This window comes from Oleiharenicola lentus, from assembly GCF_004118375.1.
In the GTDB taxonomy this organism is placed as follows: Bacteria; Verrucomicrobiota; Verrucomicrobiia; order Opitutales; family Opitutaceae; genus Lacunisphaera; species Lacunisphaera lenta.
Map to the genome: position 1 here is coordinate 53,409 of NZ_SDHX01000001.1, position 16,648 is coordinate 70,056.

Annotated in this window: 12 protein-coding genes; 4 read left to right on the forward strand and 8 right to left on the reverse strand. The window is 66.3% G+C overall.

The genetic code is table 11. The features are described 5' to 3' along the window. Positions 1-4: 4 nt before the first annotated feature. Positions 5-1,066 (forward strand): MBL fold metallo-hydrolase, encoded by a 1,062-nt coding sequence (locus tag ESB00_RS00255; protein WP_218938646.1) that lies wholly within the window; start codon positions 5-7, stop codon positions 1,064-1,066. A gap of 69 nt (positions 1,067-1,135) precedes the next feature. Beyond that, positions 1,136-2,416 carry a hypothetical protein gene (locus ESB00_RS00260; RefSeq protein WP_129045731.1) on the forward strand — a complete coding sequence of 427 codons (1,281 nt, stop codon included), beginning with the start codon at positions 1,136-1,138 and terminating at the stop codon, positions 2,414-2,416. On the opposite strand, the gene ESB00_RS00265 is transcribed toward ESB00_RS00260, so the two are convergent. After that, a complete protein-coding gene (locus ESB00_RS00265; protein WP_129045732.1) occupies positions 2,413-3,216 on the reverse strand; it encodes a beta/gamma crystallin family protein in 804 nt (267 codons plus the stop codon). The two genes, ESB00_RS00260 and ESB00_RS00265, sit on opposite strands and share 4 nt — an antisense overlap. A 188-nt stretch (positions 3,217-3,404) precedes the next feature. Here ESB00_RS00265 and ESB00_RS00270 point away from each other — a divergent pair, with 188 nt between their 5' ends. After that, positions 3,405-4,187 carry an outer membrane beta-barrel protein gene (locus ESB00_RS00270; protein WP_129045733.1) on the forward strand — a complete coding sequence of 261 codons (783 nt, stop codon included), beginning with the start codon at positions 3,405-3,407 and terminating at the stop codon, positions 4,185-4,187. Between the two features lie 86 nt (positions 4,188-4,273). Here ESB00_RS00270 and nadB read toward each other — a convergent pair whose 3' ends face one another. The 3 genes from nadB to nadA all read right to left on the reverse strand — a co-directional run bounded on the left by nadB (position 4,274) and on the right by nadA (position 7,845). Beyond that, positions 4,274-5,857 carry an L-aspartate oxidase gene (gene nadB / locus ESB00_RS00275; protein ID WP_129045734.1) on the reverse strand — a complete coding sequence of 528 codons (1,584 nt, stop codon included), beginning with the start codon at positions 5,855-5,857 and terminating at the stop codon, positions 4,274-4,276. Between the two features lie 79 nt (positions 5,858-5,936). Further along, positions 5,937-6,770: a carboxylating nicotinate-nucleotide diphosphorylase gene (gene nadC / locus ESB00_RS00280; RefSeq protein ID WP_129045735.1), complete on the reverse strand. Its 834-nt coding sequence runs from the start codon at positions 6,768-6,770 to the stop codon at positions 5,937-5,939. Positions 6,771-6,792: 22 nt separating this feature from the next. Beyond that, positions 6,793-7,845, reverse strand: coding sequence for a quinolinate synthase NadA (gene nadA, locus ESB00_RS00285; protein ID WP_129045736.1), 1,053 nt, complete (start codon positions 7,843-7,845; stop codon positions 6,793-6,795). A gap of 122 nt (positions 7,846-7,967) precedes the next feature. On the opposite strand from nadA, the gene ESB00_RS00290 reads away from it, so the two are divergent. Then, positions 7,968-9,005: a helix-turn-helix domain-containing protein gene (locus ESB00_RS00290; RefSeq protein WP_246026382.1), complete on the forward strand. Its 1,038-nt coding sequence runs from the start codon at positions 7,968-7,970 to the stop codon at positions 9,003-9,005. 128 nt (positions 9,006-9,133) lie between these two features. On the opposite strand, the gene ESB00_RS00295 is transcribed toward ESB00_RS00290, so the two are convergent. The 4 genes from ESB00_RS00295 to ESB00_RS00310 form a co-directional block, all read right to left on the reverse strand. Then, positions 9,134-10,519 carry an alpha-amylase family glycosyl hydrolase gene (locus tag ESB00_RS00295; protein WP_129045737.1) on the reverse strand — a complete coding sequence of 462 codons (1,386 nt, stop codon included), beginning with the start codon at positions 10,517-10,519 and terminating at the stop codon, positions 9,134-9,136. Positions 10,520-10,606: 87 nt separating this feature from the next. Continuing rightward, positions 10,607-11,902 (reverse strand): MFS transporter, encoded by a 1,296-nt coding sequence (locus ESB00_RS00300; protein ID WP_129045738.1) that lies wholly within the window; start codon positions 11,900-11,902, stop codon positions 10,607-10,609. 90 nt (positions 11,903-11,992) lie between these two features. Further along, entirely contained in the window at positions 11,993-13,639 is a 1,647-nt protein-coding gene (gene malQ, locus ESB00_RS00305) for a 4-alpha-glucanotransferase (protein WP_129045739.1), read from the reverse strand. 97 nt (positions 13,640-13,736) lie between these two features. Then, on the reverse strand, positions 13,737-16,517 hold the full coding sequence (locus tag ESB00_RS00310; RefSeq protein WP_129045740.1) for a TonB-dependent receptor: 2,781 nt from the start codon (positions 16,515-16,517) through the stop codon (positions 13,737-13,739). Between the last annotated feature and the right edge of the window lie 131 nt (positions 16,518-16,648).

Consider the following 16,648-nt stretch of genomic DNA (forward strand, 5'->3'; position numbering starts at 1 on the left):
CCGCATGCCGTTTTCCCGCCGCCGCTTTCTCCGCCTGCTTTCCGCCGGCGCAGCGGCCTCGGCCGCGGGACAGACGGCCCGCGCCGACGAAGCCATGAACCCTCCCTATCCCCGCAGCGACCACTTCGACGGCGAGCGCTTTTTCAATCCCAACGGCCACAACCCGCGCGGCTTCCGCGACCTGCTCAAGTGGCAGTTCAGCCGCACCCAAGGCCTCTGGCCCGCCTGGGTGGAGAACACGGCCCAACCCGCACTGCCCGCGACCCTCGCCCCGCGTGCGTGTGCGGTGACCTTTGTTGGTCATGACACCTTCCTGCTCCAATTCGACGGTCTCAACGTGCTCACGGATCCGATCTGGTCGGACCGTTGCAGCCCGGTCTCGTGGGCCGGCCCGAAACGCGTGCGCGCGCCCGGCCTCGCCTTCGAGGCGCTGCCGCGCATCGACCTGGTGCTCGTCAGCCACAACCACTACGACCACCTCGACCTGCCCACGCTGAAGCGACTGCACGCCGCACACCGGCCCGTGCTCTTGACCCCGCTCGGCAACAAGCCGTTCCTCGCCGGCGAAGGCATCGACACCGCCGTCGAGCTCGACTGGTGGCAGAGCCACGAAGTGAAACCCGGGGTGAAGGTCACGGTCACTCCCGCCCAGCACTTCGCCGCCCGCGGCATGTCCGACCGGTTCATGACCCTCTGGGGCGGCTTCGCGCTGGAAACGCTGGCGGGTAAAATCTGGTTCGCGGGCGACTCGGGTTACTTCGACGGCTTCAAGGCCATCGGCGAGAAACTCGGACCCTTCGACCTCGCGCTCATCCCCATCGGGGCCTACGAGCCGCGCTGGTTCATGGAGCCGGTGCATTGCACGCCGGCCGAGGCGATCCAGATCCACCGCGACGTGCGGGCGCGCCGCAGCCTGGCCATGCACTTCGGCTGCTTCCCCCTGGCCGACGACGGTTTCGCGCAACCGGTCACGGAGTTCCGCGCCGCCTTCGCCGCGAGCCAGCTTGGCGCGGAGGACTTCGTCGTCCCGGAGGTCGGCGAAACGCGCATTTTGTCGTTCGCCTGACAGCGCTGGCTCGACACCGCACTTCGGGCGGCTTTGGGTGTCCCACACGGGCCCAACCTTCGTCTCCCCATGAAACCCCTCCTGTTCGTGCTGTTGGCCGCCTCGGTGGCCGCCAACATCGTGCTCGCGTTGCGGCCCGGTCGCTCGCCGTCGTCTGTTTCCACCCCCGCCAATTCCACTACGGTGGCCGCCAACGCCGCGCCTGAAGCCGCCACCCAGACCACAGCGGGCAGTGTGGCCATTTTCAACAGCCGCGGCGGTGGCACGGCCGTCGTCGCCCCCGCACCGGTGGGCGCGGTGTGGCGCCCCGCGACCACCGAGGCGGATATGCACCGTGTCGTCGCCGACCTGCGCGCCGCCGGTTATCCTTCCGACGTGGTCCGGGCCGTGGTAAACCATCTGTTGAAAAAGCATTTTGCCGACCGCGAACCCGAAGCCGGGCAGCCTTTCTGGAAGCGCAATGCCCAAACGCCGGAGGCCGTTGCCGCCAAGACCGCTTTGAGCAATGAGCGCCGCGCCCTCTTTGAGGCCTTGCTCGGACCTGATGCCCGTCCCTCGGCAACGCTCGACCCCGACACCCGCGCGCGCCAGTATGGGTCTCTCTCGGACGACAAGATCGACGCGATCGCCAAGATTGAGCGCGATTACGGCGAGATGTCCGCCGAGGCCTGGGCCAAGCGCCGGGGCAATGTTCTGACCAGCACGGACACCCTGATGCAGACCCAGCTCCTCATGGAAAAGGAGAAGCTCGCCGACCTGGCCACCCTTCTCACCCCGGAGGAACTCGCGCAGTATGAGATGCGACACTCCTCTTCCGCCCGGACCCTGATCAACAACCTGCGCAATGTGGAGATCAACGAGACCGAGTATGCCCAGCTCTATCAGGCGCAGAAGACTTTCGACGCCGCGAATCCCATGCGCAGCAACATGGATCAAAACACCTGGGTGCAACGGCAGGCTGCGCAGCGGGAGCTCAACGAACAGGCGCGGGGCGTGCTGGGGGATCAGCGGTTCTATTCCTATCTTGAAGGATCCGACCGCATGTATGCGCAGGTAGCCCAAGCCTTCAGCTCCTATCCGACGGTGACCCCGACGGTCTCCTATCAGGTCTATCAGCTGCAAACCGATCTGCAGGCCGTCATGTATCAGGCTTCGCGCGATGGCCCCCCTTCGCAGGAGAAGATCGCCGAGATGCGCACCGTGGTGGAGTCCTACAACGCCCGCCTGGAGGCCTTGGTGGGCGCCGAGGCGGCCGAAGCCTACCGCAAGCAGGGCACCGGTCGCATGTTCGGCTCGTTTAGAAACATGCCGCGACCCGCGGGTCAGGCGACCCCGGCGACCGGCCGTTAGTTGCGCGGCTTGTTGCGATACTCGGCGCTCTTGCGCAGGTCGTCCTTCACGTCGCTCTCGGTCCAGCCCTTGTCACGCACGGCCCAGGTGTATTGCCTCAGGCCCGCGGGATCGACCTCGCGACCAAGCACGTCGCGGTAGGCGCGGCGCACGATCGCCTCGGCGGCCTCGTTGCGATAGCGGTCCTCGCGGCGCAGGTGGTCGCGCAGCATCCGCTCGGTCCAGCCGGCGTCGATGATGCGGTTGCGGAATTCCCGCAGCTCGCCGGCATCGGGGGCGCGGCCGAGCAGGTCCTGAAAGGTGTCCTGCACGAGCTTGTCGGGATTGGTCGGCGGCCGTGCGCCGCCGGGTTGCCCGGGGCCGGGCTGGCCGTGACCCGGCCGGTTGCCGCGGATGCGCTCGACCCGCAGCGAGGAGATGCGGTCATTCCAACTCACGCCGACGCCGCCGGCGACGGGCCGACCGGTGAGGTCGCGGGTATTCTCCGTCAGACGCAGGGCTTCGCCGCGGTAACGGGAGTTTTCATAGGCAAAGACCTCCACGTCCCCCTCGACGCGAATGGAAGAGATGCTGTCGTTGAGCTTGCTGCCGTTGTCGAAGGTTCGTCCCGACAGGTTGTCGATGGCTTCGCCGGGGTAGAGCACCAGGCTGTCACCGCGGAAGTTGGCGTGCTGGTAGATGATCACGCGACCCGCGGGGCGGCGACGATCATCCTCGCGTCCGTCGTAACCGTCACCGGGGCGGTCGGCCAGCGCGGTGGCGACAAGCGCGGTAAGGAGAAAAAGCAAACGGGGTTTCATGGCTATAAGACGCCGCCACCGGACCGATTATTCAAGCTTTCGCATGAAGGCCGACCGCATCCGGGCGGAGGGACGTCGCGTAAATCTCCCCGACAGCCCGTCTCCACGCGGCCCCGGGACCAGTCGGTCACCGAGCGTCGGGTGGGGATCGGGATCACCACGAATCCCACCACACCATAAAAACTGACATGAAACCTGGATCCATTACCTCCGCCCTCCGGGGCGTGTTCCTCGCCTCGCTGCTGTCCGTGTCCTGCGTCTCCCTGCCTGCGGCTTGGAGCCTTTCCCTGAAGGCCGGCCTCACACCGCTGAGCGGCGGCGATGTTCACCAAGGCCCCGCCTTTGACGGTTCCGTCCTGCTCGGATTGCCGGCCGGCAGTCTGCCCGTGGATGTGGACGCCAAAAGCTTCGACGATGTCTATGGCGATTTCACCGAGCTCGGCCTTGAGGCCGCCTACGCCGCCAGCGAAAACCTGAGCTACACGGTTGGCCTCGGCTGGCTCTCGGCCGACGAAGGCGTGTTGCGCGTCGGCACCGTGGCCGGCGCCCTGCCGCTCAACGGCCGCTTCAGCGACTACCAGGACTTCCAAGTCTACGCCGGCGTGCGCTACAACTTCCGCATCACCGAGCGCTGGAACCCCTATGTGGGCGCTCAGCTCGGCTACAAGCGCGTGGACGAGATCACCGCTTCGTTCTCGGTGCCCAACACGCCGTTCAACGCGCCCTACCAGGACGCGCTCACCAACGCGAAGTTCTACAACGCCAGCAACGTCTGGACCTACGGCGTCACCCTAGGGGTCGAATACAAACTCACCGACAAGGCGACGGTCGCGCTTGAGACGGGTTACCTGGCGCAGGGCTCGCTCGACGACAACGACAGCATCGTCGGACTGCTTGGCCTCAATGCCCTCAACGACGAGGGCGACCTCAGCTACGTGCCGCTGCGTCTCAGCCTGAACATCAGCTTCTGAGGCCAGCGCCTCGGTGTGCCACCGCGGAGCCGGGCAACCGGCTCCGATTTTTTATCGACCGCGGTTGGACGTGGCGCGCGGCTTTGTTAATCGCCGGCCTCGAGGTGGTGGCAACCCTTGCTGACCGGATTGAGTGCGGCGGCATGTACGACCAGCAGGGCGGTTTGCACAGCGTTGCGCAGCTCGATCAGGTCACGGGTCGGACGACAATCGCGATAAAACGCCTGGATGTCCTCGCGCAGCTCCAGCAGGATGCGCCGCGCGCGGGCCAGTCGCCGGGGCGAACGGAGAATGCCCGCGTAGTTCCACATCGTCTGCCGGATCTGCTGCAGATCCTGCCGGATAAGCAGCGGATCCGCCACCTTGTCCGGACTGCGCCACACCCGTGGCTGGGGAGGGGCAATGTTCGTAATACGAACATTGGCGGGCGACGCTTCGGAGGTGAGTTCCGCGAGGTCGGCGCGGGCGCAGGCCTTGGCGGCGACGAGACATTCGAGCAGGGAGGTGCTGGCGAGGCGGTTGGCGCCATGCAGGCCGGTGCAGGCGGTTTCGCCGATGGCGTTGAGCTGACGGACGTTCGTGCGGCCCGACAGGTCGGTATGCACGCCACCGCAGGAAAAATGCGCGGCGGGCACGACCGGGATCGGTTCGCGGGTGATGTCCACACCGTTGGCCAGGCACCTTTCGTGGATGGAGGGAAACCGCTCGCGGATGAAGTCGGGCTTGAGTGCCGAAAGATCCAGGAACGCGCAGGGCTCACCGGTGGCCGCGAGGTGGTGCTGGATGGCGCGCGACACCACGTCGCGCGGGGCCAGGGAGCCGAGGGGATGCACGCCGTCCATGAACCGTCGGCCGTGGGCATCGACCAGAACCGCGCCTTCGCCGCGCAGGGCCTCGGTGATGAGGAAGGGCTGCGCACCCTTCTTGAAGAAGACCGTGGGATGAAACTGCACGTATTCGAGGTCCATCAACCGCGCGCCCACGCGGTAGGCCATCGCCACGCCATGCCCGACACTGCCGGGCTGGTTGGTGGTGTGCTGGAAAACTCCGCCGAGGCCGCCGGTCGCGAGGATGGTCTTGCGCGCGGTGAACGCGACGACCTCGCCGGTGGCCGTGTCGAGGGCATAGCAGCCGAAACAGGTCAGCGGCTCATAACGGTCGAGCGGCTCGGTGGAGTTGTGCGAGAGCGTGAGCAGGTCGATCGCCACGAAGCCGCTGCGCCGGGTGATCCCCGGCGTGGCATCCACGCGCGCGGCCACGGCAGCGAGGATGGAGTGACCGGTGGTGTCCTTGGTGTGGATGATGCGTCGCTCCTGATGCCCGCCCTCACGCGTCAGGTGCAGGCCGCCCGCGGTCTCGCGATCGAAACCGACGTTGAGTTCGTCGATCAGCAGCTCCTTCACGGCGGCGGGGCCTTCCTGGACGAGCTGGGCGATGGCCGCGGGATTCGCGGTGCCGTCACTGGCATCGAGGATGTCCTGCGTGAGGCGCGCAGGATCGGGCGAAGTGTCGTAGATGATGCCGCCCTGCGCCCAGTCGCTGTTGGCCTGCAGCGGGTCGGCGAGCGAAAGCAGTTCCACCTGGCGGCCGGCGCGCGCCAGGTGCAGCGCATAGGCCGAGCCGGCGAGACCGGCCCCGAGCACAAGGCAGTCGGTGGTGATGATTTTCATGACCCGATCTTACACAAAGCAGCCAAGGAGCTAAGCTGCTCAATCCTGTCGCCTCCTTGGCTCCTTTGCTGCTTTGTGTTCATTTCCTCAGATCTAGGCTAAGGTCCGCCGCGGCCACCGAGTGCGTAAGTGCGCCGATGCTGATGATGTCCACTCCCGGCAGCGCGTAATCGCGGAGCGTGGCGAAGGTCACGCCGCCGGAAACTTCGATGAGCGCGCGGCCGGCGACGGTCTTGACGGCAGCACGAACCTGCGCGGGCGTCATGTTGTCGAGCAGGATGATGTCGGCCCCGGCGCGGACCGCTTCCTTCACCTCGGCGAGGGTCTTGGCCTCCGCCTCGATCTTGGCGCCGTGGGCGGCGGCGATGCGGCAGAGCTCAACCGCGCGGGCGAGCGAACCGGCGGCGGCGATATGGTTGTCCTTGATGAGCACCTGCTCACCGAGCGAGCTGCGGTGGTTGAAGCAACCGCCGGAGCGCACGGCGTATTTTTCCAAAGCGCGCCAGCCGGGGGTGGTCTTGCGCGTATCCACGATGCGCACGCCCGTGCCTTTGACGGCAGCGGCGTAACGCGCGGCTTGTGTGGCGATGCCGCTGAGGCGCTGGAGGAAATTCAGCGCGGTGCGCTCGGCGGTAAGGATCGAGGCGGTGGAGCCCTCCACGCTGAGCGCGAGGTCGCCCTTCTTCAACCGTTGGCCATCGCGGGCGAGGAGGCGGACCTTGAGCGTCGGATCGAGTTTGGCGAAGACGCGCGCCGCAATCTCCACGCCGCAGAGCACAAGGTCCTGTTTGGCATCAATGACGGCGCGGCGGCGATGCCTCGCCGGGAAGATGGCGCGGCTGGTGATGTCGCCGAGGCCGGCATCCTCCTCCAGGGCGAGGTCGATCAGGTGTTCGGTGCGGGCGGTGATCATGGAGAATGGGTCTGGGGGGCGCTCAATCCCTGGGGGCGAGTTCGAACATCCGGTCGATGCAGCGGGCGGCGCGGCGGCGGGTGTCTTCGTCGAGGGTCACGATCTGGTCGGCGCGCGGTGCGGCGAGGGCGTCGCGGACCTTTTCCAGCGAGTTCAGCTTCATGTAGGGACAGAGGCGGCAGCCGCCGATGAAGTGCTTGTCGGGCGTCTCGACCTGCAGCCGGCCGACGAGGCCGCACTCGGTGAGCATCAGGTAGTAGGGGGCCTCGCTCGTCTTGACGTATTTCATCATCGCGCCGGTGCTGCCCACGAAATCCGCGGCCGCGGCAACCTCGGGCGTGCATTCGGGGTGGGCGACGACCTTCAGGCCGGGGAACCGCGCGCGCGCGTCGGCGACAGCCGCCGCGTCGAAGACGTCGTGCACGATGCAGGTGCCGTCGGAGGTGATGATCTCCTTGGCCACGCCACGGCGCTTCAGCTCGGTGCGGATGTTTTCGCCCATGAGGCGGTCGGGCACGAAGAGAATGCGCTGCTGGGGCAAGGCCGACACGATGTCGTAAACATTGCCCGAGGTGACGCAAACATCGGACTCGGCTTTCACGTCGGCGGTCGAGTTGATGTAGCAGACGACGGCCGCGTCGGGGTAGGCGGCCTTCAATTTCCGCAGCTGGTCGCCGGTAAGCGAGTCGGCCAGCGAGCAACCCGAACCGCGGTCGGGCACGACAACGGTGGCGTCGGGGGAAAGGATCTTGGCGGTCTCGGCCATGAAGACCACGCCGGCAAAAACGATCATTTTTGCCTTCGCCTCGCGGGCCTTGAGACTGAGGAAGTAGGAGTCGCCCTTGAAATCGCCCACGCCATAGACGATCTCGGGTTCGACGTAGGAGTGGGTGAGGATGACGGCGTCCTTCTCCTTTTTGAGCCGGTTGATCTCGAGCGTGAGCGGCGCGAACTTCCGGCAGGCGTCGTAATCCCAGGATTTGCCCGGCGTGCAGTCCACGTGGAGGAACGCCTTGAACAGGCGCTCTGTCTCGGCCTCGAGTTCGGCGGCGGTGAACGTGGCGGTCGGCGTCATGGGAGGGTCAACTTAGCCGTGGCGCCGACGTGGGCAAGGCCCCATCGTGTCCAATGGCGGCCCCTTTCGGTTTGTCATTCTGCCGCAGCGCGAGTTCGCTGTCTGAAACACCCCCTGACGCCGTGCCCCCGGCCAGCCCCACCCCCGAAATAGCCGCCCCGCATCATGCGCTGCTGTCTGCGCGCACGATGAGCCAGCAGAACCGCGCCGAGATGCGCGAGGCCTTCGACGCGGCCATCCGTCAGGCCGACCACGGCCGCCTGCCGCTGCGCGTGCCGCACGAGGTGAAGCAGGTGCAGAACCGCCGCGGCATGCACTATCACTACCGGCCGGAGATTTTCCTCGGGGTGCAGGGCTGGACGGACTTCAGCTTTCCCAGCGAGGGCTTTCGCGTCGGTCCGGGCGACCTCTGCCTGATCCCGGCCGGCGTGCCGCACGCCGAAGTCGTGCACGGCGACGCCGGGATTCCCTTCCGGAACCTCGTGATCGGTTTCTACAACAACACCGTCAGCGTCCACTTCGCCCACGAGGCGCGTCCGCGCAAGCCCGACATCGAGGCCATCGAGTTCTTCGACGCGCCGAATCTCGACGCCTTCCTCGTCCTCGCCAACTCGCTCGTGCATGCGCACGCCATGCACGCGCCGGCCCGCGACGCCGTGCTGAAGGGCACGCTGCTCGCGCTGCTCGGCCTGTTCCGCAATCTCGTCGAGACCGGCACCGGCCATCTCAACAGCGACATCGGCAAGGTCTTCCAGGCAAAATGCCTCGTGCGCGAACAGTTCGCCAACCCCGAGCTCAGCGTGCAGCACATCGCCCAGCAGCTCGGCTGCTCGGCCGACTACCTCTCGCACCTCTTCCACACGGAGACGCGCGAACGGCTCACCCACTACATCCAGCGCATCCGGATCGACGGCGCGATTGTCGCGCTGGACGGCGGCACGCTCACCATCTCCCAGATCGCCTACGCCAGCGGCTTCAGCGACCCGGCCTATTTCGCGCGCGTGTTCAAGCAGCACAAGGGTGTGACGCCGCAGGAATTCCGGCTGCAGGCCGAAGCGCGCCGGCAGCAGACGGAGGGCCGTCCGAAAACGGTTTATCACGACCATCTCGATTACACGCACGGGGTGCCGGCGGAGAAGTCGTCGCCGACCGGGAAGTGAACCGATCTTCCGCAGGGTCGGCGCTTGCGCCGACCTCGCGCGAAAGGTCGCCGCAAGCAGCGACGCTACCTCAAGCCGGACGCCTAAGACCGGGGCGAGGGCGTCTCGGCTCCACGTGAAGAGCGGGCTTAGCGCACCAGCACGCGGTAGCGCCAGCCCTTGAGATCGAGCGGCACGAGTGCGTCGAGTTTCACGGTTTCGCCGGTGAAAGCGTCGCGCCACTCGCCGGCGAGTGCCGGGTCAAAGAGGTCGGCCTTGGCGTCCTTGGGCGTGAGGTTAAAGAGGCCGACGACCCTTTTTGCGCCGACGGCGCGTTCGACGACGTAGAACGTGGCGTTGTCGGTCGTGTCGAGCCGGCGCATGGGTGCGCCGGTGTGCAGCGCGGGGTTTTCGCGGCGGAGCTTCGTCAGCACCTGGTAGAGTCTGGTCGTCGGGTGCGTTTCCTTGGGCCAAAGAATCGGGTCGCGTTCGAAGAATTCGAGTCGCCGGTCGAGGCCGGCTTCCTGGCCATTGTAGATCATGGGCATGCCGTCGAGGAGGAAGGACAGCACTGCGAACGGCGCGTAACCCATGCCCATGCGGTCGAATTCCGTGCCCGCCCAGGTGTTCTCATCGTGGCTGCTGGTGAAAACCATGAGCGCGCCGCCCCGGGGGAAGTGGGCGCGGATCCTCGCGTAGGCCTCGTCAAGGGCCGAGGCAGACCGCTTGCCCTGTGCGATCTGGTTCATCGCGTGGTGCAGGTCGAAACCGTAAGAGAGATTGAAGGCGGCGACCTGTTGCTGCGGCAGCTCGGCCTCGGCGAGAAAGAACACGTCGGGCTTCACGGCGCGCACGCGTTTCACGACCTCGTTCCAAAACGGCGTGGGCAGGCCCCAGGCGACGTCACAGCGGAAACCGTCGATGCCAAACTGCTTCACCCAGTGGATGAGCACGTCGGCTTGGTAGTCGAGCAGGCCGGGCGCCGCGAAGTCGAACTGGACGACATCGGTCCAGTCCGTGCCGTGCGGGGGCGTGAGATTGCCCTTCTCGTCGCGCCAGAAGAAGTGCGGGTGGGTTTTGGTGAGCGGATTGTCGGGCGAGACGTGGTTGGGCACCCAGTCCAGGATGACCCGCATGCCGCGCGCGTGCGCGCCCTGGACGAGGTCGCGCAGGTCCTGCTCGGTGCCGAACTCCGGGTTGACGCCCAGGTAGTCCTTGGCGGCGTAGTAGCTGCCGAGCGAACCCTTGCGGTGGACTTCGCCGATGGGGTGGATCGGCATGAGCCAGAGAATGTCCACGCCGAGGGCCTGGAGGCGCGGGAGGTCGGCGGTCACCGCGGTGAATTTGCCGGAGGCGGAAAACTGCCGGACGTTGATCTCGTAGATCGTGCTGCCGCGGGCCCAGTCGGGCACGCCGACGGCCTGGTGGTGCGCGCTGGGCCAGGCTTTTTCGCGCTCGGGCGCAGGTGCGGCAAAGAGGGACGCGGCGAGGCTGAGCAGTGCAAGAAGGAGGAGGCGGGACGGGGGCTTTTTCATGGAGCCGGAAGTTGGGCCGGTCTCTGACCGGCCGGGTTGGAACGAAAGTTTTTTCAATCGGCCGGTCGGAGACCGGCCCTACCAAAATCAGGCCGCCTTCTCCTCCGGCACCCAGGACAGCGCCGCGGCGGCAATCAGCATGCACGCACCACCGGCCATGACGGCGATGATGGCGCGACCGCCCAGCAGATGCTGGACCACGGGACCGAGCAGGGTGGCCGCGAGGATCTGCGGGAGCACGATGAAGAAATTGAACACGCCCATGTAGAAACCCATCTGCGCGGGCGGGATGGCGTTGGACAGCAGGGCGTAGGGCATGGAGAGGATGGTGGCCCAGCCGATGCCGACGCCGATCATCGACACCTGGAGCAGGCCGGGGCGCTCGATGAAACCCACGGACAGCAGGCCGGCGGCGGCGCAGATCAGGCCGACGCGGTGCAGCTGCTTGGCGGGCACGCCCTGCTTGGCCAGCAACACGAGGAGGAAGGCCACGACAAAGGCCACCCCGTTGTAGGTGCCGAAGCAGGTGCCGCCCCATTCGACGGCTTTCTGATACTCGGGAGAACCCGGTGCGCCGTGGAAGATGGCGCGCGCGATGGCCGGCGTGAAGTAAATCCACAGGCAGAACAGTCCCAGCCAGGTGAAGAACTGCACGACGGCCAGGCGACGCATCACCAAGGGCATCTGCCGGATGCCTTGGATGATTTCGGTCACAAAGGAGGTGGCCGCACCGGTGTGGGGCACGGTATCCGTCTCCGGCGGATGCTCCTTCGTCGTGAAGATCGTGTAGAGCACGGCGAGAAAATAGACGCCCGCGCCGATCTGGAAGGACAGGTGCACCGAGCGCGGGATGCCGCCGGCGGTGGCTTCGGCCGAGGCCACGCCCAGCTGGGTGAGCAGCCAGGGGAGGTAGGACGAAAGCACGGCGCCGAAACCGATCATCAGGCTCTGCATCGCAAAGCCCACCTGGCGCTGTTTGGGCGGCAGCAGGTCGGCCACGAAGGCGCGGAAGGGCTCCATGCTGACATTGATCGAGGCGTCGAGGATCCAGAGCAGGCTGGCCGCCATCCAGAGGGCGGAGGAGTTCGGCATGGCGATGAGCGCGAGGCTCGCACAAAGGGCGCCCACGAAGAAATACGGCCGGCGGCGGCCGAAGGTCCGGTGCCAGGTGCGGTCGCTGTAATAACCGATGATGGGCTGCACGATCAGACCGGTGAGCGGGGCCGCGAGCCAGAGGATGGGGATCTCGCCCTCGGAGGCGCCGAGGTATTGGTAAATGGCGCTCATGTTGGCCATCTGGAGGCCCCAGCCGAACTGGATGCCGAAGAAGCCGAAGCTCATGTTCCAGATGGCCGGCAGGGAAAGGGGTTTTAGTTCGCGCATGGGGTAAAGAAAAAGACCAAGGATGTGGGACCAGAAACTAAGGACGAGAAATGGTCGGCCAAGGCCCGGCTTGAGGTCGGTGGTCTCTGGTCAATGGTCGGTGGTCCCATTCTCGGGCGGTTCGCTGTAGTCCCTCACCGGACGTTCGCCGGTGCGGTCGTAGAGCTGAACCCAGTGCCGCAGCGTCTCCACGCGACCCTGGCGCAGGGCGGTGAGCTGGTCGTCGGTGAAACGCCACTGCCAGTTGCCGTCGGTGGTGCCGGGGCGGTTGAGGGTGGCGTCGGCCGGCAGGTCGAGCAGGTCCTGCACGGGGATGACGGCGAGCCGGGATGTGGTGGCGAGCGCGGCACGGATGACCGGCCAGGCGGACTTGGAGCTGTCGAGTTGGAAATACTCGGCGATCTTCGCGTCGTAGGGCGGCTGCAGGGATTCGAGCCACCCGCGCGCGGTGATGTTGTCGTGCGTGCCGGTGTAGGCGACGCTGTCGGGCGGATAGTAGTGCGGGAGGTTGGCGTTGTTGGCGTCGTGGCCGTAGGCGAACTGGAGGATCTTCATGCCCGGCAGCCCGGCGTCGCGGCGGAGCTTCACCACGTCGGGCCCGATGTAACCGAGATCCTCGGCGATGATGCGGGCCTCGGGCAGGGCGGCGCGGACCGCGTCGAAAAACTCCAGGCCCGGACCCGGCTGCCAGCAGCCGGTGCGCGCATCGGGGGCACCGGCGGGAATTTCCCAGAAGGTGTCGAAGCCGCGGAAGTGATCGAGCCGGATGACATCGTAGAGCCCGAAGGCGGCGCGCAGCCGCCCGAGCCACCACGCATAGCCGGTCTTGCGCAGGTGGTTCCAGTCGTAGAGCGGGTTGCCCCAGAGCTGGCCGAGGGCGGAGAAATAGTCGGGCGGCACGCCGGCCACCGCGAGGGGGTTGCCACGGGCGTCGAGCCGGAAGACCTCGCGGTTGCGCCAGGTGTCGGCGCTGTCGAGCGCCACAAAGATCGGCACGTCGCCGATGATGCCGACGCCGCGCTCTCGGGCGTAGCTGCGCAGCTGCTCCCACTGGCCGAAGAAGACGTATTGGTAGAAGGCGTGGCGCTCGGACTCGAGGCGCACGCTGTCGGGCAGGGTGGCGCGCAGCCGCGGGGTCCAACGGGCGAACGGTTCCGGCCAGCTGGGCCAGGGCCAGCCGCCGAAATGTCCCTTGAGCGCCATGAAATCCGTGTAGGGCTCGAGCCATTCCGCGTGTTCACGCTGGAAGGCGCGGAAGGAGCCGAGGCCCTCGAGGCGGTCGGTGCCAGCGGTGATGAAGCGATCAGCGGCGCGCGTGAGCACGCGCCAGAAATCGGCGTAGAGCCAGCCGTAGTCCACGCGCCCGGCGGGCAGCCGGCGCAGCGGGGCCAGTTCGTCGTCGGAGAGCAGGCCGGCTCCGACCAGTTCGCCGAGGTCGATGAAGTAGGGGTTGCCGGCGCTGGCGGAGAAAAGCTGGTAGGGCGAGTCGCCGTAACCGGTCGGGCCGATCGGGCAGATCTGCCAGTAGCGGACGCGGGCGTCGGCCAGGAAATCCACGAACGCCCGGGCCCCGCGTCCGAGATTACCGATGCCGTAGGCGCCGGGGAGGGAGGACACGTGCGCCAGCACACCGGCGGCGCGGGTATCAAGCCAGGAAGCCGGAGGCACGGGGGCGGGACGGGAACCGGAGGTGACGGCGACTTTCTTGGCCGCGCGGTTCGGCGTGCGGACGGGCATGGGCACAGGAGTTAAGGGGAGAGAGAAAGAGCGGCCACCAGTAACCCCCTGGTGGCCGCGTTGTGTGTGTTGACCAAACTGCCGGTGGGCCGGCGACTCAGAACTTGTAGGCGGCGCCGAAGGAGTAGGACGCGCCGTATTGCTGATAGTTGATGACCTGACGCGGGTCGTCGTTGTTGTAGGTGATCAGCGGTTCGTTGGTCAGGTTGTAGCCCTGGAGGAAGACCGAGAGGTTCTTCATCGGACCGTCCTTGGGGAACGTGTAGCTGATCTGGGCGTCGACGACGCTCTCGGGCTGGGCCATGGAGAAGCCGCCGTTGGGATTCACGTCACCACTGGGATTCGGCACGCCGAAGTTGGTGATGTATTGGCGGTTCTCGGAGCGGTAGCGGTTGCTGACGCGGGCGGACCAACCGTGGCGCTCATAGTAGGCCGTGACCTGGTAGACCTTCTCGGAGAGACCGGCGATGGGTGCGGTCCCGCTGCTCGGGCCCCAGGGCTTGATGCCGCTCTTGGTCAGCGCGGCGCCAAACTGGACGCCGAAGCCCTTGAAGCTCTCGCTGATCAGCTCGCTGGCGAGCACGAGGGAGAACTCGAGGCCGCGGATGTTGCCGCCGTCGCCGTTCATCGGCTGCGAGACGATACCCTGCGAGAGAACGGGCGGGGTGCCGGTGATCGGGTAGCCGCTGAAGTCGGCGATCGCGCTCTGCTCGTAGACGAAGTTGCGCAGCTTCTTGGCGAAGGCCGCCACGGAGAAGTAGCCCTTGCTCTGGTTGAAGTAGTGCTCGTAGGAGAGGTCCACCGAGTCGGCGACCCAGGGCTTGAGGGCGCTGTTGCCGCCGCCGCCGCTCCAGGGGCTCTGGTTGATGTTGGTGGAGCTGGCATTGGTGGTGTTGTAACCCCAGGTGCGCGAGGCGCGCATGTCATACATGCGGGGGCGGGCGATCTGGCGGGCGAGGCTGAAACGCACGACGCTGCGGTCCGTGATCTCAAAGTTGAGATTCAGGCTCGGGGCGAACTGCGTGTAGGTGTCGCCGTCGGCGACCGCGGTCACCGTGTTGCCATTGGCCGAAAGACCGTTGGACGACTGGTCGGTGTGGATGATGCGGAAACCCACGTTGCCCGTGACCGGGATGTTGCCGGCCTTGCTGGCGATCTCGGCCTGGGTGTAGAACTGCGTGACCTCCTCGCGGACCTGGAAGCGGCGGGCGACGAAGTCGGTGCCGTCGTTGCCGACGAGGTTGAACGCGCCCGAGTTGAAGTAGGCGAGCGGGTCGAAGGAGTAGATCTTGCCGATGCCGAGATAAGTGAAGTCCGTGATGCCGTTGCTGGCGGGCATGGGCGCGGTGGCGGCGTTGTTCTTCAACACCGGGAAGCCGGAGGGATTCTCACCGTCGCGCTTGTAGCGGTCGGTGTAGCTGAGGCCCATCTCGACGGCGGAGAAGAAGCGGTTCAGCTCGTGCCGGGTGGAGAGCTTGAGCTGCGACATGGTGTCCTTGGACTCGAAGCCCTTGTAGTAGCCGGGCGAACCGGTGGACGGGAACTTCCAGGACTGCCAGCCCTGCGGATCGCTGATGCGCAGGATCGAGGCGTCGGCGTAGTTCTTCGTGGTGGTGATCATCGGCAGTCCGCCCGGGTTGAGCGTGACCTTCATCGTGTCGGCGGTGGTGAACGGCGTGCCGAGGGAGCTGAGGCCGGCCCAGAGCTCGAGGTTGAAGTCCTTGCGCTTCACGCTGGAGTAGCTGGCGTCGAAGGTGATGGGCCATTCGGAGGCCTTGCCCATGACGAGGTTCCAGCCGACGGCGATCGGCTTGTCGGAGCGGGTGAAGACGTCGTTGCGGACGATGGGCTGGACGTTGGTGAACGTCGAGTTGGTGGCCAGACCGCCGCTGGTGGTGTAACCGGCCTGCAGGGCGGCCGAGCTCCAGTAGAGGGGCACTTCCATGCCGCGCAGGAGCTGGTCCTCCTTGAAGTCGGAGTAGTAAACATCGATCACCGAGTGGGTGTTCTCGTCGGGCTTGTATTCGAGCACGGCCATGTAGCCGTCGCGCTCGAGGATGCTGTTGCGGACGTAGGGCTTCATGCCGCCGAGCACGAGGTTGTTGTTGTCGGTCGGGTAACCCCAGGCCTGGAACTGCTGGCCGGCAAAGGGCTTGCTCGAGTGCGAGTAGCCGAAGGCCACGCCGATCGTGCCGCCCTCAACCTGGTCGATGTAGGAAATGTTGAAGCGGTTGCCGGTGGCCTTCGCGCCGGGCGTGAGGGCGCCGAGCTCGTTCCACTCATAGTAGCCGTTCACTGCGACGACCCGGCCGGTCTTGTCGAGCGGGCGCACGGTGCGCAGGTCGATCGAGCCGGCGAGGCCCTGGCCGGTGAGGCTCGGGGTCGCGGTCTTGTAAACCACCACCTCACTGAGGAGGTCAGCGGGATACTGGTCGAACTCGACGGCGCGGTTCATGCCGGTGGAGACCTGCTCGCGGCCGTTGAGGAGGCCGGTGCTGAAATCGCCGTTGAGGCCGCGAATGCTGATCTGCTGGCTACGACCGTTGGTGCGCTGGGTCGTGAGGCCGGTCAGGCGGGTGAGTGCGTCCGCGATGGAGATGTCGGGCAGCTTGCCGATATCCTCCGCGGCGATCACCTCGGTGATGACCTTCTGGTTCTGTTTCATCTCGGCGGCGGCGGCGAGACTGCCCGCGAAGCCGGCCGTGACGGTATAGGTTTCGAGGACGACGGGGGCGTCCTTGTCGGCGCTCTCGGTGTTGTTGGCGTTGTTGGTCGTCTGGGCGAGCGCTGGGAGCGCAGTCTGCGCCAGCAGCAGGCCGGCAACCAGCCCTCGGGAGAGAGACTGGCGCGCGGATCGTTTGGTAACGGTCGGGTGCATTGTGGTGTGGGGGTATGACGAATCGGGGAAAGGCCGTCGGGGAAGCGCGACCTCTTGATTGAACCAACAAAATCCCTCGGCGACGGCTTCCGCCAACCGGTTTGCTCCCAAAAAACCGAGATGACCCGGAC